20 protein-coding genes are annotated in these 22328 nt (G+C 67.1%); 7 read left to right on the top strand and 13 right to left on the bottom strand.

Features of this window, described 5'->3' with window-relative positions:
- Positions 1-59 precede the first annotated feature (59 nt).
- Positions 60-620, top strand: coding sequence for a hypothetical protein (locus LK10_RS01435; protein ID WP_043119528.1), 561 nt, complete (start codon positions 60-62; stop codon positions 618-620).
- Here the strand turns inward: LK10_RS01435 and trhO are convergent.
- Entirely contained in the window at positions 610-1533 is a 924-nt protein-coding gene (gene trhO / locus LK10_RS01430) for an oxygen-dependent tRNA uridine(34) hydroxylase TrhO (RefSeq protein WP_043119526.1), read from the bottom strand. The two genes, LK10_RS01435 and trhO, sit on opposite strands and share 11 nt — an antisense overlap.
- 116 nt (positions 1534-1649) lie before the next feature.
- On the opposite strand from trhO, the gene LK10_RS01425 reads away from it, so the two are divergent.
- Together LK10_RS01425 and LK10_RS01420 are read left to right on the top strand one after the other, a co-directional pair.
- Entirely contained in the window at positions 1650-2336 is a 687-nt protein-coding gene (locus LK10_RS01425; RefSeq protein ID WP_052206820.1) for a GNAT family N-acetyltransferase, read from the top strand.
- Between the two features lie 70 nt (positions 2337-2406).
- Positions 2407-4767: a DEAD/DEAH box helicase gene (locus LK10_RS01420; protein WP_043119524.1), complete on the top strand. Its 2361-nt coding sequence runs from the start codon at positions 2407-2409 to the stop codon at positions 4765-4767.
- Positions 4768-4960: 193 nt separating this feature from the next.
- Here LK10_RS01420 and LK10_RS22805 read toward each other — a convergent pair whose 3' ends face one another.
- The 7 genes from LK10_RS22805 to ssd all read right to left on the bottom strand — a co-directional run bounded on the left by LK10_RS22805 (position 4961) and on the right by ssd (position 10371).
- Positions 4961-5476 (bottom strand): Rv3654c family TadE-like protein, encoded by a 516-nt coding sequence (locus LK10_RS22805; protein WP_197061823.1) that lies wholly within the window; start codon positions 5474-5476, stop codon positions 4961-4963.
- Positions 5477-5493: 17 nt separating this feature from the next.
- Entirely contained in the window at positions 5494-5805 is a 312-nt protein-coding gene (locus LK10_RS01415) for a TadE family type IV pilus minor pilin (protein WP_197061822.1), read from the bottom strand.
- A gap of 89 nt (positions 5806-5894) precedes the next feature.
- The gene (locus LK10_RS22965) at positions 5895-6302 is read right to left on the bottom strand and encodes a DUF4244 domain-containing protein (protein ID WP_408021427.1); all 408 of its coding nucleotides are present in this window, start codon (positions 6300-6302) and stop codon (positions 5895-5897) included.
- A gap of 151 nt (positions 6303-6453) precedes the next feature.
- Positions 6454-6852, bottom strand: coding sequence for a type II secretion system F family protein (locus tag LK10_RS22145; protein ID WP_052206818.1), 399 nt, complete (start codon positions 6850-6852; stop codon positions 6454-6456).
- A 212-nt stretch (positions 6853-7064) separates the two neighbouring features.
- Entirely contained in the window at positions 7065-7982 is a 918-nt protein-coding gene (locus LK10_RS01400; RefSeq protein WP_156143976.1) for a type II secretion system F family protein, read from the bottom strand.
- A gap of 11 nt (positions 7983-7993) precedes the next feature.
- Entirely contained in the window at positions 7994-9169 is a 1176-nt protein-coding gene (locus LK10_RS01395) for a TadA family conjugal transfer-associated ATPase (RefSeq protein ID WP_081998196.1), read from the bottom strand.
- Complete coding sequence (gene ssd / locus LK10_RS01390) at positions 9166-10371, bottom strand: septum site-determining protein Ssd (protein WP_081998192.1); 1206 nt, start codon at positions 10369-10371, stop codon at positions 9166-9168. The genes LK10_RS01395 and ssd overlap by 4 nt, the downstream gene beginning before the upstream one ends.
- Positions 10372-10486: 115 nt before the next feature.
- Between ssd and LK10_RS01385 the strand changes: the two genes are divergently transcribed.
- Complete coding sequence (locus LK10_RS01385; protein WP_156143982.1) at positions 10487-12157, top strand: bifunctional 3'-5' exonuclease/DNA polymerase; 1671 nt, start codon at positions 10487-10489, stop codon at positions 12155-12157.
- A 13-nt stretch (positions 12158-12170) separates the two neighbouring features.
- Here LK10_RS01385 and LK10_RS01380 read toward each other — a convergent pair whose 3' ends face one another.
- The 3 genes from LK10_RS01380 to LK10_RS21620 are packed head-to-tail and all read right to left on the bottom strand — an operon-like array spanning position 12171 to position 15399.
- On the bottom strand, positions 12171-12848 hold the full coding sequence (locus LK10_RS01380; protein ID WP_043119521.1) for an NUDIX hydrolase: 678 nt from the start codon (positions 12846-12848) through the stop codon (positions 12171-12173).
- Complete coding sequence (gene nth, locus LK10_RS01375) at positions 12845-13714, bottom strand: endonuclease III (RefSeq protein WP_052206823.1); 870 nt, start codon at positions 13712-13714, stop codon at positions 12845-12847. Before nth ends, LK10_RS01380 begins: the two co-directional genes overlap by 4 nt.
- Positions 13711-15399 carry an SLC5/6 family protein gene (locus LK10_RS21620; RefSeq protein ID WP_043119520.1) on the bottom strand — a complete coding sequence of 563 codons (1689 nt, stop codon included), beginning with the start codon at positions 15397-15399 and terminating at the stop codon, positions 13711-13713. The genes nth and LK10_RS21620 overlap by 4 nt, the downstream gene beginning before the upstream one ends.
- 239 nt (positions 15400-15638) lie before the next feature.
- On the opposite strand from LK10_RS21620, the gene acs reads away from it, so the two are divergent.
- Both acs and LK10_RS20670 read left to right on the top strand, forming a co-directional pair.
- Positions 15639-17606: an acetate--CoA ligase gene (gene acs / locus LK10_RS01365; RefSeq protein WP_043119519.1), complete on the top strand. Its 1968-nt coding sequence runs from the start codon at positions 15639-15641 to the stop codon at positions 17604-17606.
- A 222-nt stretch (positions 17607-17828) separates the two neighbouring features.
- Complete coding sequence (locus LK10_RS20670) at positions 17829-18803, top strand: hypothetical protein (protein WP_156143975.1); 975 nt, start codon at positions 17829-17831, stop codon at positions 18801-18803.
- 111 nt (positions 18804-18914) lie between these two features.
- Here the strand turns inward: LK10_RS20670 and LK10_RS01355 are convergent, their stop codons facing one another.
- Both LK10_RS01355 and LK10_RS01350 read right to left on the bottom strand, forming a co-directional pair.
- On the bottom strand, positions 18915-19919 hold the full coding sequence (locus LK10_RS01355; protein ID WP_043119552.1) for a LacI family DNA-binding transcriptional regulator: 1005 nt from the start codon (positions 19917-19919) through the stop codon (positions 18915-18917).
- Between the two features lie 10 nt (positions 19920-19929).
- Complete coding sequence (locus LK10_RS01350) at positions 19930-21207, bottom strand: Gfo/Idh/MocA family protein (RefSeq protein WP_043119518.1); 1278 nt, start codon at positions 21205-21207, stop codon at positions 19930-19932.
- Between the two features lie 155 nt (positions 21208-21362).
- Between LK10_RS01350 and LK10_RS01345 the strand changes: the two genes are divergently transcribed.
- Positions 21363-22319, top strand: coding sequence for a carbohydrate ABC transporter permease (locus LK10_RS01345; RefSeq protein WP_052206812.1), 957 nt, complete (start codon positions 21363-21365; stop codon positions 22317-22319).
- Positions 22320-22328 lie beyond the last annotated feature (9 nt).

Genomic DNA, 22328 nt, shown 5'->3' with positions numbered 1-22328 from the left:
TCCGCTCTGGCGCCGCTGACGGCCCGGGCGCATCATCGAAAGTGGGCGAGGAGGTGAGCATGCCGCTTGGGGGTTCAGCTGCCGGGCTCGGGACTGGAAAGATGTGCTGCGCCCTCGGCCTTCTGCTGGCTTCAACGGCGGCCTTGTCTGCCTGCGCCTATTCCTACGACGACGGCCTCCCGCCCCTCGGTGAGCGCTCTACGCCGTCGTCCGCTCCCTCGCCGCTAGCTTTCGAACGCGTGCCCCCGCCCCCGGCTTCCGATCCTCCCCTGCGCGACTGGACCTCCGACATGGTCGCATCCTGGGCCGAAGCTGCGCTGCCGGACAACAGGGGACTCTCCTTTGGCTTCGGGTTCGGCATGGTGCTTCAGGGCGAGCCAGTCCTGGCAAGCACTGTTGTACCGGGAGGAACCTTCACGATCGAATACGAGTGCCGGGGAGGGCCTGCGTTCCACCTGGCTCTCCAGCTCGGGGCCACTCCGATCATCGACGGCGACTATGCGTGTGGGCAGATGTGGGCCAAGACGTTCGTAGCCCCTCAGGACGGGGTCGCCGAGGTCACCGCGTCCGCGGCGGGAGGCAACGCGGCTGCCTACGCGTTCCGCGTCGTCAAACGGTAAGCGCGCGAGTTTCCAGTGCAGGAGCCGCACAGCCCCCCGGGCATCGCAGCGGCTCGGGGCCGGCAGCACAGTCCCCGCAGAAGAGCGTCAGCTGCCGGCAAGCGGAATTCTCGCAGTTGTGGAAATCGCTGGTCGCGGCCCCGCATCGAGCGCAGTCGCCGATCTCAACCGCGTCCTCGCTGAACTCGATATGCATTCTTCCGTCAAACACGTACAGCGAGCCTTCCCACAGCCCGGCGTCGCCGAAGGCCTCTCCGTACCGGACGATCCCGCCATCGAGCTGGTAGACCTCCTCGAAGCCACGGCGGCGCATGAGGGCTGAGAGGACCTCGCAGCGGACGCCGCCCGTGCAATAGGTCACGACGGGCTTGCCCTTGAGATCGTCGTACGCGCCTGAATCCAGCTCGCGAATGAAATCTCGTGTCGTCTCGACCTCGGGCACGACTGCGCCTCTGAACCGCCCGATCTGGGCTTCGAACGCGTTGCGGCCGTCGAAGAACACGACGTCCCGCCCCTCGGCGCGCCGCGAGTCGACGAGCTCGTGGAGCCCCTGAGGGGTGAGGCGAGTTCCCCCGCCAACCACGCCTTCGGCGTCGACCTCGAGCTCTGACGGCGCTCCGAACGAAACGAGCTCAGGACGAACTTTGACACTCAGGCGCGGGAAGTCTTCAGCGCCCCCTTCGGACCACTTGACGTCAATTCCGTGAAAGCCCGGGTATTCCTTTGTCGCGCGCACGTAGCGCTTGACGGCGCCAAGCTCACCGCCCACGGTGGCATTGATCCCGTGAGGCGAGACGATGATGCGTCCCCGGAGCCCAAGCCCCGCGCACAGCACCCGCTGCCAAAGCCGCACGGCTTCGGGATCGGAGAGCGGAGTGAAGCAGTAGAAGAGGACGATTCGGTTCAGAGCCACGCATTCTAGGGTACCGAGGCCAGTGAAGAGGGCCCGGTGACCGTGGGGTTGCCGAGGAGTGACAGTTGTGTCACGAGGCTTATCAGGAGCTCGCGACGCCGGGTATCGTCATGCCTATGGCAGAGGCAGAGCTCAAGGATCTTCTGGTCACGTGGGTAGAGGGCTGGGCCTCGTCACGGCACTATCCGACGCAGTCAATCGGGGGGTTCCCGGCCGCACAGCTGACGGATCGCAGCGGGGACTGGGTCGCGTTCGCGGCCGAACCGTCCGACGAGGACTTCGGCCGACTCGCCGAGTTCATGTCAGCGAGCCGTGACCGCGTTCTGGCCGTGCTCACGGACAACCACCTACGGTTCCGGACGCTCGCCGAACAGCACGGTCTCGCCGTGCTGGGGGCCGATCAAGAGCTCATGGTCATGGATTTCGAGGGCAAGGACGTCGAAGAGCCTTGGCTCAACGACGACGAACTCAAGCTCAGGACCGAGATCGAAGACAGCTCCGCAACCGTTACCGTGGCAACGCAGGACGGCGAGTTGGCCGCGAGCGGTCACGTCGCCGTCGCGGATGGCTTCGCGGTGTTCGACCGCATTGTCACTGAACCCAAGTACCGTCGGCGCGGGCTCGGTTCTTTCATCATGCGCGCGCTCACGGCAGCGGTGAGCGAGCACGGAGCCGACCAAGGGCTCCTCATTGCCTCCATCGATGGCCAGCACCTCTACCATCACCTCGGCTGGAGTGACGTCTCGGGCGTCCTCATGCTCAAGAATGCGAGCAATCCGGACGGCCCTTCCCTCAACGACTGACCGCCGTCCCAACGGTGCCGGTTGCTGCCCCGAATCCGTAGCCGGCACGTGACGCTGGCAGAATGCTGGGGTGGCGCAGCACGATTCTTTGATTCCGCTCCTCGGGAGAAGTCCCGAGCCGGAGCAGCTGCGCCACGTCCGGCGGCTGCCAGCGCGCGCCGCTCGCACGGTCGTTTGGCCTGAGTGGGTCCACCCGGACCTCGTGGAGGCATATGCTCGCCTCGGCGTCGTAGCACCTTATAAGCATCAGATCGAAGCGGCTGATCATGCCCATTCCGGGCGCCACGTGGTGGTGGCAACGGGAACCGCCTCGGGAAAGTCCCTGGCCTACCAACTCCCAGCGCTCGATGCCGTCCACCGCTCGGAACTGCGCGTGCTCGCCGAACCCGGACGTGTGCACGACGACGGGGCTGTCGTCCTGTACCTCTCCCCCACCAAGGCCCTCGCCGCTGACCAGCTTGCCGCGATCCGGGCTCTCAGGCTGCCCACCGTACGAGCAGAGACCTATGACGGGGATACGGAACAGTCAGCTCGGCGATGGATCCGCGATCATGCGAACGTCGTCCTGGCCAACCCGGACATGCTGCATTATGGGGTGCTGCCCAACCACGCCTGGTGGTCGGCCTTCTTCCGGCGCCTGCGCTTCGTCGTAATCGACGAAGCGCACAGCTACCGGGGCGTCTTCGGTTCGCATGTCGCAAACCTCCTCCGCAGGCTCCGGAGGGTCTGCGCCTACTACGGGGCAGACCCGGTCTTCATCGCCGCCTCCGCTACGACCGCCGAGCCCGAGACCTCCGTGGCCCGCCTGATCGGCTCGCCCGTGGTCGCAGTGACGGAAGACGGGTCCCCGCACGGAGCTACAGAGGTTGCCTTCTGGGAGCCCGCCCTGACTGAGTCTCGGGGCGAGAACGGGGCGCCGCAGCGACGAACCGCCGTCGCCGAGACCTCGGATCTGCTCGCCAACCTCGTCTCCTCCCGGGTACGGACCATCGCCTTCATCAAGTCCCGCAGAGGCGCGGAAGCGATCTCTTCGATCACCCAGCGGCTTCTCGACGAGGTCGACCCGAGCCTTCCAGGACGAGTCGCCGCCTACCGGTCGGGATACCTCCCCGAGGAACGTCGCGAACTCGAACGGCGCTTGAGGACCGGCGAACTGCTCGGAATCGCGAGCACCTCGGCGCTCGAACTGGGCATCGACATCTCTGGCCTCGACGCCGTGCTCGTCGCCGGCTGGCCGGGAACGCGGGCCTCGCTGTTCCAACAGATTGGCCGTGCTGGCAGGGCGGGTCAAGATGCTCTCGCCGCCTTCGTTGCAAGTGACGATCCACTCGACACCTATCTCGTCAATCATCCGGAGGCAATCTTCGACGTTCCCGTCGAGGCCACAGTCTTCGATCCTTCCAACCCCTACGTCCTCGGCCCGCATCTTTGCGCCGCCGCTGCCGAGAGGCCCCTGACGCGAGCCGACCTCGAGCTCTTCGGCCCAGCCGCCGAGGGAATCCTCGCCCAGCTCGAACGCCAAGGGCTTCTGCGGCGTCGTCCTTCGGGCTGGTTCTGGACCCATCCCGAGAGCGCTGCCAGCATGGTTAACCTGAGGGCCGACGGTGGAGGACCGGTACAGATCATCGAATCGGAGACCGGACAGGTCTTGGGCTCGATGGATTCGCCCCAGACGCACTATCAGGCGCATCAGGGCGCAATCTACGTGCATCAGGGCGCGAGCTACTTCGTTGAAGAGCTCAACGAGGCCGAGCACTGTGTGGTGGTACGCCGAGTCAATCCGGACTACTACACAACAGCCCGCGACATCACCCAGATCGAGGTCCTTTCCGAGGAACGGAGCGAAACCTGGGGTCCCGTAGCCGTGCATTTCGGCGAGGTCAAGGTCACGACCCAAGTCGTCTCGTTCCAGCGCAAGGCACTCATTTCGAATGAGGTCCTCGGCGAGGAGCCTCTTGAGCTGGGAGCACGGGAGCTCTTCACGAAGGCCGTGTGGTTCACCATGGACAACCGCAACCTCTTCGCCGCCGGGCTCATCGAGGCGCAATTCCCAGGGGCGCTCCACGCCGCAGAGCACGCCGCCATCGGCCTGCTCCCTCTCGTCGCATCGAGCGATCGGTGGGACGTGGGAGGCGTTTCGACCGCGCTGCACGCCGACACCGAAGGGCCGACCATCTTCGTCTACGACGGGCACCCCGGCGGTGCTGGCTTCGCCGAACGGGGCTTCGATCGCGCCCGCGACTGGCTTTCAGCGACGAAGGCAGCCATCGAAGCTTGCGAATGCCCTTCCGGATGTCCCTCATGTGTTCAGAGCCCGAAATGCGGCAACAAGAACAACCCGCTCGACAAGGCAGGAGCCGTCCTCCTCCTCGGCGCGCTCCTCCGTGAAGCCGAGCGAGCGAAGCTGGGAGTGGGACCTTCCCCATGGTGACGCGCTCTGTGCGCCCGGTGCACCCGGCGTCTCCGGCTCGCCGGGACGACGGGACGACGGGACGACGGCCTGAGCCGCTCCCGGAAGGGCCAGCGGTGCTCGCGGCGCCTGGGCCCACACGGCTCAGGGGGGCTGGCCAGCACGGCTCAGGGCGGCTGGCCCGCACGGCTCACAGCGACTGACCTGCACTGGCTCACGGCGGCTGGCCAGCACGGGCTCGGCCCTCGACGTGGCCCGTGGCCATGACTTCCTCCCCCCGAACCACCACTCGGACCACCGCCCCCGGCAGCTCAACGTCGCACGACACCACTCGAGCTGCGTTAAGCCGTGCAACCTCTTGGGCGACGGCACACGTCTCGCCGGGTGCGAGACCACGCTCGGCATCTGCAGCAGCCAGCGCCGCGAGATCGGCCGCCCGTCCAGCACGCTCGGCCGCGATCACGGTTTGGGACAGCAAGACTGCCGCCGAACAGCCCAGAATTGCCACCAGAGCCAGCGCTAAGGCCAGAATTGTCCCGGCACCCCTGTCGGCGCCTCCGATGGCAGTTCGCCCCGACGCGGGACGCGAGGACCGCCTGCCCGGGGCGGCAACTGCTCTCCCCGCAGCCGAATCCCCGAGTCTCCCGCCCGAGCTCTCAGGAGGCCAGGCTGGACGCCCACGTACCGCAGCCGAATCCCCGAGTCTCCCGGCCGAATCCCCCCGCGGCAAGGTTCGCCCCTCCCCTTTCAAGGGGCCGACTCGAGCCGGACGGACGCCGTTGCCTGCGCGACGACGCCGCCAACAATTGCCAACGGGCCCGGCACCTGCATTCGCGCAGCGACGCTGGCCGTCGATCCATCCACCCCAACCGTGATGATGACGGCATCGCCTGCTATTCGCTTAGCCAAGGCGGTCGCCGTTTCGGGCGATTCCCCTCGCGCGATCTCCCTCGCTGCACCCCGCACTGCCTCTTCGACCTGCAATTGCATAATGGCCGCGCTGAGTGCCGTGAGGAGCACCCCGAGAAGAGCCACAACAGCGAGGACGCCTACAGCCAACTCGGCCGTAACTGCGCCTCTTGAGCAGGGGGCCAGAAGCGACCCCTTCCGCTCCGCCGCGGCACCGTTGCATCTCACCCTCTCCGACATCACGGAATGGCTAGGGCCGCTCGAATGATGTTGAGCAGAAAGCCCCGCACCTCTTCGCTTCGCATGATGACAACGAGGAGCCCGGCGAAGGCTACCGCCGCAAGGGTGGCGATTGCGTATTCGGCGGTCGCCATTCCCTCTTCGCTCCCACGCGGCGTTCCTTTCGGCGGCGTTCCCGCCCGCGACGCTCCCCTTCGTGACTTCGCTACCACCAACCGAAAGCGTCGCGGCTCCCTGCATCTGGGATCTCGGCGAGTGGAAGCGTCATCGCGAATTTGGTCCACTCTGCGCGGCTGGCGGACCGGTCGTTTCACAGAGGCTCCGGGATAGAGCTCAACGACCTCTGCCGGTCCATTTCGGACATGTTGCCGTTCTGCGGAAGTAGGGGCCTCCTCCCCCGCATCCAACTGCTCGCGTGCCGACGTGTTCTTCTGCCCCATGACTTCCCTTTCTCCTCTTTCCTGCCATGTTCTTGCTATTTCCATTTGCTGTTTTCATTTGTCTTTGGATATCCAATTTGAATACCCATCGAAATAGACGGAATCTATTGCTTCGGCGTTATGGTGCCATCGATAGGAGCACAGGGACGACGCCGAGGCACAGAAACGCAGGAAGGGAGCAGGCCCCGAGGGGAACGACGAGCCTGACCCCCAGCGCAGCTGCTCGCCGCTCGAGCTCGCGGTGCCTCTCGCGTCGGAGCATGCGTGCCCGCGCGGAAATCAGCTCAGCGGAGGGAGCTCCGGACGCCGCGGCGAAGTCGAGGGCCTCATGTAGTTCTCCCGCGAGCCGATCTTCGCGAGACGTGGCCCACGCGTGATCCCAGGGGACGCCAAGCCCGAGCGCAGTGGCGGCCCGAGCAGCGGACCCACGACCTTCCCCCACAGCGTGAGTGACGATAGTCAGCGCGCGATGAAGTGACGAGCCCGATTCGAGCATCGCCGCGATGAGCTCGAGCATGAGAGCGGCCCTTGAACGATCGTCTTCAGGCCCCCGAGGCTGATTTCCCGAACCTCGCCGGTCAAGGCCCCTCCGACTGTCGACTTGAGTCGATCCTTGCCGGAGGGACAAGGCGTTCCAACGGCTTCGCTCCAGCAAGAGAATCCAACAGGCCGCGAACAGCTGGAAGCCCAATCCCACGGCCAGCAGCCCAGGCCCCGCCACCCCACCGCTCATCGAAGCGCCCCGGTCTGGGCTACGAGCCGCCTCGACCAAAGCCGCCCTGCCAGCGCGAGCGCGACACCGCCCACAAGGCATACAAGGCCAACCGCGGTGCTGGTGAGGGCCACCAACGGGTCGGCTCCGATGAGCGTCCCAAGCAGGAGTCCGCCGAACGGCAAGACGGTAAGGATCCGAGTGGTGGCCTTGGGACCCGCAAGGGCGGTTGCGCGTGCGGCAGCAGCATCAGCGTCCGACTCAAGGTGGGACGAGAGCCGGTCGAAGACCGAGGAGAGAGGACAGCCCGATGCCTCCGCTACCTCGACACAGGCTGCGACTTCCAACCAGACGGCCAGCATGCGGGGCTCTCGCAGGCGGAGGCGCCCGCCCCCCGGCCGTTTCCTCGAGCCTGGGTCACCCATCGAGTTCGAGATTGCAGGGCTGAGCCCGTGCATCGCGTTGAAGACTGCAGGGGCAACCCCATGCACGGAACTAGGGGTCACAGCTGGGAACCCCTCCCGCCAGGCAAGGCTTGCGGCATCCCGAATCGCCCGCGCAACGGGAATGCCGAGAGCCGCGGCCCGAGCGGCCGCCTCGAGGACTGACGCCGCGTAGAGGATCTGCAGAGACGAGGCCGAATACGCGGATCGTGCGGATTTCCTGCTGCCATCAAGGCCCCCGTCGCCGAGGCGCCGCCTCGCGCTCAGAGCCGCCTGCCGCCACATCTGCTCGGGGGATCGCCCCGCGCGGAGCAGGGCTGCTAGCTCGCCAACAAGGAGCGCGGCTTGATGCAGACTTGTGGAAGCCGTCTTCTCGCGGGCCGGGGAGGCAATCGACAGGTTGGATGCCTGAGGCCGGATGGAGTAACCCCGGAAATCGGGCAGCCTTGGCCTCCCCAGGATGGCCGCTGACCACAGGAGCGTAAACACCATGAGTGAGGCGATCATGGTCTAGCCCCAGACGCACCGGACAACCGCTCGCATAGGAGGTCCCAGCCGGGGCCATCTTCCACTTGCACCGCATCACGGGCACGTGTCAGGGCGGGAGTCACGAGGAGTCTTCCGGCTTGCTCTGACACCACTGCGATCGTGGCAAGCTGCCTCAGACCGTCCCTTCGCTCAAGATGGAGCACAACGCTGAAGGCATTCGCGGCTTGCAGCGTCATCGCCTCGGACGAGAGGCCTGCGAGGGCACCGAGTGCGACGAGGCGGGCGGCCACAGCTTCCGCCGAGTTCGCATGAACAGTTCCCGCACCGCTGTGACCTGTGTTGAGCGCGGCCAGCAGCTCACGCACCTCAGCGCCACGGCACTCGCCCACCACGAGGCGGTCAGGCCGCATCCGCAGTGCCTGCCGAACGAGCTCGGCGAGATCGACCTTCCCGCTGCCCTCGACATTCCCGTGGCGTGCCTCAAGACCCACCACATGCGGATGTGCAGGGTTGAGTTCCGACGCGTCTTCAACGAGGACAATCCGCTCGGTAGGCGCAGCAAGCCCGAGAAGCGTACTGAGCAAAGTCGTCTTGCCGCTCCCGGTGGCGCCGCTCACAAGATAGCTGAGTCCTCCGGCGGCCATGGATTCGAGGATGGAGCGCTGCTCACCGACAATCGTTCCGGCGTGCTCAAGGTCCGCGAGATCGAAGGCCCGATGCCGACGGATCCTTACGGACAGGAGCGTCGTTCCCGTGGAGATGGGAGGGAGGACCGCATGCACTCGATAGCCGCCCGCGACTCGCACGTCCACACAGGGCGAACTGTCGTCGAGCCTCCGCCCGCCCGATGCCACCAATCGCACCGCGAGCGCGCGCACCGCCTCCTCGGAAGGGAAGCTGATCGGTGCGCGCTCGAGCCCACGCCCGCGATCGAGCCAGACGTCCTCAGGCCCGTTCACGAGAATGTCGGTCACGGCGCGGTCTTTGACGAGATTCTGGAGGGGGCCGAGACCGCTCAACTCTGCGGATATGAGGTCCACGGCAGCAAGCGTTCCGGCTGTCCCGAGCAACCGCCCGCTCTCGTGGACGGCCGCCGCGATGCGCGCGGGTGTCACCGCTCCGGGCACGGCGAGGACGCGCTCTCGCACATCGTCCAGAAGCTTCGAGTCGACAATCGGGACAGCGGTCATCGGGTCGCCTCGACTCGCGCGTGCCGTGCAACCGCCAGTCCCGCCTCCGAGGCCCTCGACGACCTTGACGACCACCAGGCCCTTGATGACCTCGAGGCCCTCGACGGTGAGGCGTCGGGCGGAGAGGTAACCAGTCCCTCGAGGATCGACGTAGCAGCTCTACGCAGCGCACGATGACGGGCCAGTTCAGGAAGACGGCCCTCCTCAGCCGCTGTGCCCAGAGCCCGGAGTTCCGGCACATGGGCCGCGAGCGGCCCGCCTACTGCTTCCGCAAGCCGTTCGGCATCGACGCCCTCGCCAAGCCGCCCCCGCACCACTATCCCAGTGGGAACCGGTGGGATCTCGTGCAAGAGTTGAGCTGCCGCCACGGCTGCACGGAGCCTGCCCGGAACGACGACGAGGAGACGATCGCTGGCCCAGCCGAAGTCCTTGATTCCTTCCCTGCTTCTACCAACGTCGATCATGACGGATCCAAATGCGCTCCGTCCCGCTTCGAGCACTCTCGCGACTGCCTCCTGCCCCACAGGGGTTGCAGATCCGGCCAAGGCTGGCCACGAGACGTAGGGCACACCGTTGGCGCGAGGAAGGGCCGCCTCGAGCTGGGGAGGGTGAATGCGACCGCTTGCCGCAGCTAGGTCGGGCCACGTGAGCCCCGAGGCGCGCTCCTCTGACAGGCACAGCTCTAGGCCGCCGCCGAGGCGATCGCCGTCGACAAGGAGCACAGAGTCGCCGCGAGCGTTCGCCACCATCGCGAGAAGCACCGCCGTCGTGCTCGCACCCGCACCCCCACAGCCGCCGATGACCCCCACGACAAGGCCGTCGTTCGCCTGGGACAGCCGCCTGCCGAGAAATTCGACGAGCCATCCACTGGCCTCGGGCAGTTCTGCAACATGTTCGACCCCCAAATCGGCCGCCCTCTGCCATAGGCGACCCCGGTCGTTCTCCCTTCCGACGAGGACTGTGTCGGGCCGATTCCGCCCCGAGACGTCGCCGACGTCCACGCCGAGAAGGAGGAGCGCGCCGTCGTCCGTTCCCTGTATCGCCTCGCCCAGGGTCTGGGCTGTTCGGAGCGCGACGCCGGCCACCGCAGCAACACGGGCGCACTCGTCGAGAAGCAGCGGGTCCTCGGTCACGCAGAGGACGGTTCCCTCGCGCGGAAGCCCACCGACCTCGACCTCGCCCATTTCCTGTCTCATGCCCATGGTTCAACCCTGATGCTCGTTCAGCCACCGGGGGCGTGGGGACGAGCGCCATGTGGAGGACACTCCGCGAGGCTTGATGTGGAGGACAAGAACAGTCCTGCGCTCACGGGACAATATGGAGGTGTACGCGATTCTGGCCGCCTCTCCCGACCGTCAGATCGTGCTCAGAACCCTCGATCCCTCAGGGCTGAGGAATGGCCCCGATACCACTACCGATCGCTCCGGCCTCCCGGGCCTCGTGGCCGAGTTCGAGGCCTCCCACCACCCCCGCTGGGTCTGGCGGACTGCCGCCGACTGGTATCCGGATCTGCTGGCCTCAGGCGTCCCCCTCCGCCGCTGCCATGACTTGATGCTGTGCGCAACGCTCCTCACCCATTCCGCCTATGCGGGGGTGTTCGCGACCTCCTTCGCGGACGTCGAGGGCCTAGCCAGTCAGCCAGGGAGCCTCCCGTCGGCTGCCCCCGCGCAAGGACAAGGCTCGCTTTTCGAGGAGCCGTCTGCGCAAGGACCGAGTGCGGACGAACTCGAGGCCGAGCTCGCCGCCCAGCTTGCTGCTGTCGCTGCCTCGGCCCACCCCGGCAAGCTGAGGCTCTTGTGCGCAGCAGACTCGGCTGGCGCGCTTGTCGCGGCGGAGATGCAGGCAGCAGGCATTCCCTGGGACGCCCAGACTCACGAAGCTCTCCTGGCCGACCAGCTCGGACCCCGCCCTCGGGGCTTCGAACGACCCGCTCGGCTCGAGGACAAGGCAAACGAACTGCGCGCTCGCCTTGGGGCTCCCAGCCTCAATCCCGACTCGCCTCAAGAGCTCATGCGGGCACTGCACCGAGCGGGCATCGAGGCGCGCACCACCCGCGCCTGGGAGCTCCGGGAGTTCACACACCCGGCAATCCCACCGCTCCTCGAGTACAAGAAGATGGCTCGGCTGTTCGCAGCGAACGGATGGGGCTGGCTCGACGCGTGGGTTCGGGACGGCAGGTTCCGGCCCGAATACGTCGTCGCGGGGGTTGTGACGGGGCGTTGGGCGTCGCGAGGCGGAGGCGCGCTCCAGATCCCCAAGCAGGTCCGTGCGGCTGTCCGTGCCCGCCCCGGCCACAAGCTCGTGGTTGCCGATGCGTCACAGCTCGAGCCCCGTGTCCTAGCTGCGCTCGCGCGAGACGACGCCATGGCCGCTGCGGCCCGGGACGCCGACCTCTACGCGGGTATCGCCGCCGCCGGCTTCGGCGGCGACCGGGCGAAGGCGAAGGTCGCTCTCTTGGGGGCAATCTACGGAGCGACGACCGGTGAGTCGGGCCGCCTCATGCCCCAGCTTGCTCGCCTGTACCCGCGCGCCGTCGCGTTCGTCGAGCAAGCAGCGCGCGACGGCGAACGCGGCTTGACGGTGACAACTCACCTCGGCAGGAGCTCACCTGCCCCGTCGGAGCGCTGGCAACGACTGCAGCGATCGGCTTCAGCGGAAGAACAGCGACGGGCTGACGCCGCGGCACGTGACCGGGGCCGCTTCACGCGGAACTTCGTGGTCCAGGGGACGGCCGCCGAGTGGGCCGAGTGCTGGATCGCCGAGCTGCGCCAGCAACTGCGCCGCCTCGCGTCCCGCGGCCTGCACGCAGAGCTCGTGTACTTCCTCCACGATGAGGTCATGGTCCACGCCGAGGAGGAGGCTGCGGGCGCGTGTGCGGACGCTGTGCAGGAGGCGGCGACGGCGGCCAAGCGGCTCCTCTTCGGCGACGCTCCCGTGCAGTTCCCGGTGAGCATCGCCGTCGTCGACTCCTATGACCAAGCGAAGTAGCGCAGGCGGACAGTCAGACGGCGATGTAGTGCTTCCGGTCGCGGTCCCATTCGACCGCCCAGCCGAGCCCAGTGAGGAGCGCGTCGAGCACCATTGCCGTGAAGCCCCAGACAAGGACGCCGTTGACGAGGAAGGCGGGGCTCGAGAAGATCGCGCCGCGGCGCCGCAGCACGCCCATGACCCGGTTGGCGGGATCGAGGAGGTCGCGGACCGGTGTGCGGAACACCTGCGCGGATTCGGCGAAGTCAACCACATCGACGGGCGACGGCGACGCCCACCACGCGAGCACCGGCGTCACGAGGAAGCCACTCACCCCGAGCGCGAGGGCGGGGAGCTCTCCCAATACGTCGACGCCCGTTGGATCCAGCCCCGTCTCCTCGACCGCTTCGCGCAGCGCGCAGTCAACGATCGTTGCGTCCTGCGGATCGCGGCTCCCGCCGGGGAAGGCGACCTGTCCGGGATGGGAGCCGAGCGTCTGAGCCCGCTCAAGGAGAAGGACATCCAGATCGGCCGGCGCGAGGGGCTTGTCGGAGGTTGCCGGAACATCATCGAGTTTGCCGAACAGCACGAGGACCGCGGCCTCACGTGCCTTGTGGTCGAGAACTTTCGGGTGCCAGCGCGGATCGAACGGGTCGGTCTTGCCCTCACGGATACCAGCCGCGAGAGCCTCGAGCTCCGCCCTCGCGCTCACGGGGTCCCGCCCGGCTCCGGGTCAGCGAGCCCTGCAACGGGATGTCCCTGCTCGCGCATCCGGATCTCGGCAGCTCGGTGAACATTCGCGACCATCTCGTTGCGCAGTTCCTCCTGCCCCGGCGCGAGTTCGTATTTCAGGAGCTTCCGCGCCTTATCGGGATCTGTCTCACCGATGCCAAACGAGGGGCACAAGGCCGCCACCGGGCACGCCCCGCAGGCAGGACGGCGGGAATGGCACACGCGGCGACCGTGGAAGATCACGCGGTGGGAGACCATCGTCCAGTCACGGGGCGGGAAGAGCTCCATGACGTCCTGCTCGACCTTGACCGGATCATCGGAATCCGTCCAGCCGAACCGCTTCGCCAGCCGGCCGAAGTGAGTATCCACGCTGATCCCCGGCACGCCGAAGGCATTTCCGAGGACCACGTTCGCGGTCTTCCGGCCGACGCCGGGCAACGTCACGAGATCTTCGAGGCGGCCGGGCACGACGCCGTCGAAGTCGTCCACGATCTTCTGCGAGAGCACGTGAAGACTCCGGGCTTTTGCCCGGAAGAAGCCGGTCGGCTTGATGATCTCTTCGATGTCGGCGGGCTCGGCTTCGCTCAGTGCGCGGGCGTCGGGGTAGTGGGCGAAGAGCGTCGGCGTGACCTGATTGACCCGCACGTCCGTGGTCTGCGCCGAGAGCACGGTCGCGACGAGAAGCTCGAAGGGATTGCGGAAGTCGAGCTCGGCGTGGGCGTAGGGGTAGAAGTCCGCAAGTATCCGGTCGATCTTACGGGCGCGCCGTTTGAGCGCGAGCGGCGACTCGTCGGGGGTGAGCCGGCGCCGCGCGGGCTTCCGAGCGGCGCCGGCGAGGCCGGTCAGCCGCGCTCGATTCCGGAGAGATCGCGCAGCACGCCGATCCTCCCATCCTGGCTCTGGACGAGGAACTCGTCCCCTCGGTCCTGGAGCGCGAGGATCCACTGTCCGGGCTCGAGGGTGAACAGCGGGAGTCCGCTCTCCGGATCCAGCGCGGCCCTCGCGTGGTTCACAGCGAACCAGAACGCCTCATACTCGGGTTCGGGCTCTTCGTAGTTCCGAGTCGCCTCGAAGCCGGCCGAGCGGTCGACGGCGGGGGCAAGCTGGGTTGCAGGGCCCACCTCCGGCTCTGGTTCGACGGGGTGAAGGACGGGCGAGGCCTGTGTCGGGGCAGGCTCGCTCTGAGGGGGTTCGCTCGCCCCTTCAGGTGCTACGGCCTCGGCCTGGGCGGCTTTCTCCCGGGCGGCCTGCTCCTGTCCGGCTTCGTGAGAGGAGGGCATCACGGACGTCTTGTCCGCTGCGGGCTCGGCGGCCTGGCCCGCAATCGCGGGCTCGGCGGCCTCGGACTCGACGGCCGCCGGCCGGGCAGCCTGAGGCTCGCCGGCATGCGACCCAACCGTCGGTTCGACCCGTCCCGCAACCCGGGGCGCACCATAGGCCTCGCCATCCGCGTCGCCGAGCACGACGTCGTCGTCCGCAGCAGGCCCAACAGGCGCCGCGGCAGTCGAAGCAGCGTCCTCGGCAGTCGAAGCGGGCGCCTCGGCCGCAGGAGTGCCGGAATTGTGCCGCCCGATGGGCTCGTCGTGGCCAGCCGCTTCTTCGGTCTTGTCCTTGCCGCCCTCGCCCTGGGCAGCCATCGCTCCGGCTGCGAGCGCCGCGATGCTCGCTCCTGCCGCGGCGGCGCCGGCGGCACCGGTCGCCGCTGCCGCTGCTCCCGCTGAGGAGACCCCGGAGCCTCGGACGCCTTCGCCCTCTGGTGCGCTCGCGCCGTCGGACGCCAGGCTCCCGGCCCACGGTGTCGGGCTGCCGTTCGGGGAATTCTTCAGGCGCGCGGCCGCAGGGAACTGGGACCGGGCAGCTTGTGGCGCCTTCGACTCCTGCGAGGGCTTGAACGCACTCGGCCTCACAGCCCCGTCCTTCTGGGCCCCTGCCTTCTGCGCCCCGGCGGCCCGGGTCTTGGGCTTCTGGACTGGCTCCACGGCGTCGCGCGCAATGACGTGGGCGGGAACCTCGGCGCGTCCCGCGAAGTCGATCGCGAAGGCCGGGATGACCGGCGCCAGAATAGTCGCGACGACAAGGACTGCCCCTCCCACGAAGCCGACGAGACCGCCCGGCGTCAACGCCGTCACGGCGAAGACAAAGTAGTACGAGCAGGCGAAGGCTGCCACGACGGATGCGAACTGATCAAGCGAGAGCGAGCCGATCCGGAGGTGCATTCCCGGCGAGAGGCGGCGCCATGCGAAGAGAGCCGCGAGCACGAGCGGCAGCAGGATGCCGATCCCGATGAAGTAGAGGTTCTGGGCATTCCAGAGGTTCAGCGTGCTCCCACGTTCCACGAGCGGCAGCAGCGAACCGACGAACGTGATGAGTACGCCCACGAACACGGCGATGTCACGAGCCGTGAACGGGCCTAAAACGGCTGCGGCTCTGCCATCCTGGGCCGCGTTGCGGTCCCCCGCGGTCTCGGGCACGCTTCCGGGTCCGGGCACGGCACCGCCAACGCGAGAGGAACCCTGACGGGAATCAGACATGGGCTGCTCCTTCGGTCGTCCTTCCAGTTCAGCCTAGCCATAACGTCTGTGCGGCACCTAGCGCGCAAGCCCGCTCTCGGCCGTCCGGGATGTGACGTATGCAACTCCACCGCTACTGCGCAAGGTTTAGTGTGGGAAGAGGCAGCCGACTGTGTCCGGTTCCACAGACCTGGAGTTCTGGGTCGTGTCGCGAGGACGCAGGGCTGGATCACGCGCCGGATCGAGCCGAAAGGACGTTCATGTCCCAGCAAACCGTCAATGGTGACGCCTTCGAGAACCTCCTCCACGAGGAGCGCAAGTTCCCGCCCACCCCCGAATTCGCCGCGGCCGCCAACGTGCATGAGGAAATCTATGCGAAGGCCGCCGAGGACAGGGTGGCGTTCTGGGCCGAGCAGGCCCGGAAGTATCTGACGTGGTCGAAGGACTTCGATCAGGCTCTTGACTGGTCCGAGGCGCCGTTCGCGAAGTGGTTCGTGGGCGGGGAGGTCAACGCGGCCTACAACGCGCTCGACCGCCACGTCGAGAACGGGCTCGGGGACCGGGTCGCCATCCACTTCGAGGGCGAACCCGGGGACACCGAAACGATCACGTACGCGGACCTGACGGAGCGGGTCAAGAAGGCCGCAAACGCGTTCGAGTCCCTCGGGGTGCGCAAGGGCGACCGTGTCGCGGTCTACCTGCCGATGATCCCCGAGGCCGTCGTGACGATGCTCGCCTGCGCGCGCATTGGCGCGGTCCACTCGGTGGTGTTCGGCGGGTTCTCCGCCGAGGCGCTCCGCTCGCGGATCGACGACGCCGAGGCCAAGCTCGTCGTCACGGCCGACGGAACGTACCGGCGCGGGAAGCCGTCCTCGCTCAAGCCCGCAGTGGACGACGCCCTCGCCGAGCCCGGGCACACGGTCGAGCACGTCGTCGTCGTGCGCCGCAACGGGCAGGACGTCGCCTGGACCGAGGGCCGCGACCTGCACTGGCATGAGGTCATGGAAGCCGCCTCCGGTGAGCACACCGCCGTCGGGCACGACTCCGAGCACCCGCTCTACATCCTCTACACCTCCGGGACCACGGGGAAGCCGAAGGGCATCCTCCACACCACCGGCGGGTACCTGACCCAATGCGCGTTCACGCACTCCGCGGTGTTCGACCTCAAGCCCGAGACGGATGTCTACTGGTGCACCGCCGACATCGGCTGGGTCACGGGCCATTCGTACGTCGTGTACGGACCGCTCGTGAACGGGGCGACCCAGGTCATGTACGAGGGCACCCCGGATTCCCCGCACCAGGGCCGGTGGTGGGAACTCGTCGAGAAGTACAAGGTCTCGATCCTGTACACGGCTCCGACCGCGATCCGCACCATGATGAAGTGGGGCCGCGAGATCCCGGACAAGTACGACCTTTCGAGCATCCGCGTCCTGGGCTCCGTCGGCGAGCCCATCAACCCGGAGGCGTGGATGTGGTACCGCGAGGTGATCGGGCACGGCAAGGCTCCGATCGTGGACACGTGGTGGCAGACCGAGACCGGCGCGATCATGGTCGCCCCGCTGCCCGGCGTCACCGCGACCAAGCCCGGCTCCGCGCAGGTGCCCCTGCCCGGGATCGCGGTGGACGTCGTCGATGAGAACGGCAAGCCCGTGCCGAACGGGCACGGCGGCTTCCTCGTGGTCCGCGAGCCCTGGCCGTCCATGCTGCGCACCATCTGGGGGGATCCGGAGCGGTTCAAGGAGACCTACTGGTCCCGCTTCGAGGGTGTGTACTTCGCGGGCGACGGGGCGAAGAAGGACGACGACGGCGACATCTGGCTCCTCGGGCGCGTCGACGACGTGATGAACGTCTCCGGTCACCGCCTCTCCACCACCGAGATCGAATCCGCCCTCGTCTCCCATGAGTGGGTTGCGGAGGCCGCGGTCGTGGGCGCTGTCGACGAGACAACAGGCCAGGCCGTCGTCGCGTTCGTGATCCTGCGAGGCGAGGCCGAGATCTCCGAGAGCGACGACCCGTCCGCGATCCTCCGCGCGCACGTGGGCAAGGAGATTGGCCCCATCGCCAAGCCCAAGCACGTCCTCGTAGTGCCCGAGCTGCCGAAGACCCGCTCGGGGAAGATCATGCGGCGCCTCCTCAAGGACGTCGCGGAGGGCCGCGATCCCGGCGACGCGACCACCCTCGCGGACCCCTCCGTCATGCAGCAGATCGCGGCTGACTTGCGGAAGTAGGCCGGCAGACACAGGCGCGCGCCTCACGGACCCCTCGAGCCTTCCGTGACGCCTTCTCGCAGGGAAGTTCCCGTTACGTGAACTTCCCTGCGATAACGGCCGCCCACCTGGGTGAGCTACCGAGCTCGACTGTTCCTCGACAGGGAGGAATTTCGCGAGCCCCTCCACATAGGAGCTTCACCCCCCCCGCCCTGACCGCGTTACGGCACCAGACTCGAGATCGTGGATCCTCTGGCTCATCTCGTCGACAGTTCGCTGCGAAAACTCGACGGCCACGCGTTCGACCCGAGGACCAGGTTCGGGGATGGTCGGCTGGTAAGGCTCAGACGTGGCTTCTACATGCCCACCGAGGTGTGGCTTGAGGCATCGGCTTCGGACCGGTTCCGAGCAGCGGCCATAGCCCACGCCCTCGCGAACCCCAACACCGTGTTCTGCGGGGAGACAGCCCTCTTCTTGAACGGAATACCGGTCGTCAAGGTCCCGCTGTCCATCGACGTTGCAGTCCGCTCGACGACGCGGCTCGGCCTTCGGCCGAACACGTTCGACGTTCGCGGCGATTCCGACCTTGCGCGCCGCGCACGTCGCGTTGCACCGCCTCCTGTTCGGCGTCACCGTCACGACGATCAGCACACGACGTTCACGGGCCTCGCGACGGGTCGGTTCGCGCGAGCCATCACTGTGGCCGATGGCGTGCTTCGCCGCAGCGGCAGAGAATCGCTGCTCGAGCTGCCGGAGATCACGTCGGCCATCTCGCGTCTCCCGCACAAGAAACACCGGCAGAGAGCGGAGGTGATCGCCTCGCTCACGAGGGCCGGATCTGAATCGGCCGGCGAGTCCGTGAGCCGCGCACTCATGCATCTGTTCGGCTTTCCCGAGCCGATTCTCCAAAGGGAGCATCGGGACGCTCAAGGGTTTGTCGGTCGGACTGACTTCGCCTGGGATGTCGCCCCGGAACCCGTGGGCGAATTCGACGGCTGGGGAAAGTACTTTCGCCGCGAACTGACTGGCGGGGAGGATCCGCGAGAGATCATCAGGCGAGAGAAGCGCCGCGAGAACAGGCTGCTCGCGTTGGGCCATCCGGTCCTCCGATGGGACTGGTCGGAGTTGGAACAACCAGCATTGCTCCGAGCGAAACTCATCGAGGGCGGGCTTCGGCCGACGGCGCGCAAGCCAGGTCTCGCAGACAAGTTCACGTAGCGTGAACTCCTCTGCGAGAGCGGAACTTCGCTCTTTCAACAAGCGGACTTCTCCGCGAGAACGGAACTTTGCGTCCGGGCGCAACCGGCCGCGGCCCCCGGCCGGGGCGCCTCAGCAGCCGCAGGACGCGCGGCGGATGAGCGTCCCGGGGAAGATCCGGTTGCGCTTGTGTCCCCCGCCTCCCACGAGGGCCTCGACCGCCGCCCGAGCCATGTCCTCGACGGGCTGGGCCACGGTCGTGAGCGGAGGCCAGCTGTACTCGGCCTCGGCGGAGCCGTCGAACGAAACGACCGCGAGGTCTTCCGGAACCCGCACTCCGGCCTCGTGGCACGCCTTGAGGAGACCGACGGCCTGAAGGTCTGAACTAGCGAACACGGCCGTGGGGCGATCGGCTTCATTGAGCAGCCACTTGCCTGCCCGATAGCCGCCCTCGCGACTGAACGGCCCGCGCATAACAGGGCCAGCCTGAAGCCCGGCCTCCTCAATTCCCTGCCGCCATCCGACTTCGCGCGCGTCCAGGTCGCCTCCGGTATTGGTCCCCATGATGAGGCCGATCTTGCGGTGGCCGTGCTGCGCTAGGTGCTCCACTGCCAGCCGCGCCCCGTCCTGGAGCGCGACACCTACGGAGTCGAAGCCCGGACTCTCGGCACTGTGGTTCAGGAGGACGGCGGGTATCTCGGCCGCCTCCAGGTCACGAAGGTCCGGTTCGAACAGCACGCTGCACAGGAAGACGCCGTCGACACGACGCGAGACGAGGTTCTCGACCTGCCGTCGCTCAGCGGAGAGCGAGCCACCGGAGTTGGCGATGAGGAGCGCGTAGCCCCGCTCGGCGGCTGCCTCCTCGACTGCGTGGGCGAGCGTGGCGAAGAACGAATTCGTGGCGTCGGGGACCACCATGCCGAGCATCTCGCTCGAGCCGAGCTTGAGCGCCCGCGCCGCGGCATTGGGCCGGTACCCGAGCGCCGCGATCGCGTCGCGCACCTTGGCTTCGGTAGCCGGAGAGACCTTCTTCGGCCCCCCGTTGACAACGTAGCTCACGACGGCGCTGCTCACCCCCGCGAGCCGCGCCACGTCCTTGCGGGTGGCGGCGGGCTTCGCAGCGGTGGGATGGGGCATGGCCACCATGCTAGCTTCGGCCCCCAATGCCGGTGGGGGAGGAGACGGACGACGACGGCGCGTCCCCCTGGGTGGAGAACCCGCCGGGGGCGTCGCCGAAGTCAGGGACCGGTAGGCGCTCACCGCCCCTGAGGGCGGACTGGTGGGCAACGATTCCCGGGAGGGTGTACCGGGCAGCCTCCCAGGCGTTGACGGGTGGAAGCGTCCGGGTCGCTACGGCACGCGCGAAGTCGTCGACGAGGAAGTGATGGCTCCCCTCGTGCCCGTTGGGCAGGCCCCGCAGCTCGGTGGGGAGACGCGTTGCGTCGTGCACGGGGGCAAGACCGGACACGAAGGCGTCCCGGAGCGCAGGGGCCACGTGCGCGAGGGAAGGGTCGTCGGCGTCGAGCGTCGCCGCCGTCGTGAGCAGCTCGCTCACATCGGTGACCCCCGCCTTGTCCTGCCAGACGCTCGTGTTCACGAGCTGCTCGAAGCTGCCCTCGGTGCCGAAATAGCGGAAGCGGCTCTCGCGGAGGTGCGAAGGGTATCCGACGCGACGGAACTCGTTGATCCGCATGGACCCGCCACCCGCGAGTTCGAAGAGAGCGGTGGCGTTGGAGAAGTCGTTGCTGAACATGCTGACGTCGCGGTCGAAGACTCCGTCGCCGCGCTCGTCGCGGACGCCGATGCAGCTCACGCTCACGGCGCGGCCACCGATGGCGCCGAGCACCCCGCCCACTGAGTGGGTCGGGTAGAGCATCGGCGGGTAGCTCGCCGTGCGCTTCCAGTCGGCGCCCCCGCTGTACCGGTAAGCCTCGTAGAAGCCCAAGTCCATGTCGTGCACGTAGTCGCCCTCGGCGTAGAAGATCCGTCCGAAGGCGCCTTGATCCCGGCGCTCCCTCGCGTACACGGTTGCCGGGTTGTAATAGCTCGTCTCGCCCATCATGTACGTGAGGCCGGTTTCGCGGACGGCCTCTATGATGGCGCCGATCTCCTCGACGCCGATGGCCATCGGCACCGCAGAATACACGTGCTTGCCGGCCCTGAGCGCTTGGACCACGAGCGGTCCGTGGGTCCAGCGTTGGGTGAAGATTGCGACGGCGTCCAGATCGCTGTCGAGCATCGCCTCGAAACTCGGCACGGTGCCCGCGAGACCAAGGCTGCCAGCGAGGTCTTCCGCCCGTTCCGGCAGGACGTCGGCAACGTGCACGGACGCAATGAGCGGGTGGGCCGCGAAGAGCTTCGCGAACTGGCCGGCGAACTGCCCTGCACCGACAAGGCCGAGGGAAAAGCGGGTGGTGTGCGTCATGCGGGAAGTCTCGCAGCAGAAGTTACTCGAGTCAACGCCTTGGCTCAAAGGTCGCGTGTCCTTTCACGTAACCACCGAGACTGGGGCTTGCGCGCCCGAAAGTTACTCGTGTAGATTCGACGTCAATTGTTAGCCATGTCACAGCGGAGGATTCAATGACGACCACCTCAGTGGGAGCGCGGAAGCCAGTAAGACGCGGCGCCGGCGCCCTCCCCTCGGACGGTGCTCCCAACCGTCGTCGGCGCCAGCTCGGCGATCTGCGTGTTGCCCTCGTCTTCGTTGCGCCGGCGCTCGTCGGCTTCGTGCTCTTCTACCTTGTTCCGACCGTCCGAGGCGTCTACCTGAGCTTCACGGACTACGATCTCTTCTCCAACCCCGTCTGGGTGGGCCTTGCTAACTACATCAAGATCTTCCAGGACAAGCTCTTCTGGAACGCCATGGGCGTCACGACCGAGTACGTCCTCCTGAACATCGGTTTCCAGACGGTCATCGCCCTCGGCCTCGCACTCCTCATGTACCACGTCACGAGGTCGACGCTCGTCCGGGGCATCCTGCTCATGCCCTACCTCGTGGCGAACGTCGTCGTCGCGCTCCTCTGGTTCTGGATGCTGGACTACCAGATCGGCATCGTCAACGAGATCCTGCAATGGATTGGACTCCCCCGGGTCGCATTCTTCGGAAACGATCAATGGGCCATCCCGACCATCGCGTTCGTCAACGTGTGGCGGAACATGGGCTATACCGCCCTCCTGCTCTTCGCGGGGCTGCAGGCCATTCCGAAGCATGTTTACGAGGTCGCGGCACTCGATGGCGCGAACAGGTGGAAGACGTTCTGGAAGATCACCATTCCGCTCCTGCGTCCGGTGCTCCTCCTCGTCCTCGTTGTGACGATCACCGGCTCGTTCCAGATCTTCGACACCGTCGCTGTGACGACCAAGGGCGGCCCGGTGAACGCCACAAGGGTGATCCAGTACTTCATCTACCAGAAGGCCTTCTCTGATCAGGAGTTCGGATACGCGTCGGCTCTGAGCGTCATCCTCTTCATCATCCTGGCGATCATCGCCTTCCTGCAGATGAAGATCCTCCGCGGCAACGAGAACGACCTGGACTGAGAGGACAGC

Source organism: Sinomonas humi (assembly GCF_000802235.1).
In the GTDB taxonomy this organism is placed as follows: Bacteria; Actinomycetota; Actinomycetes; order Actinomycetales; family Micrococcaceae; genus Sinomonas; species Sinomonas humi.
Note: the sequence above shows the minus strand (reverse complement) of the source record. Positions and strands in the feature narration are given on the sequence as shown.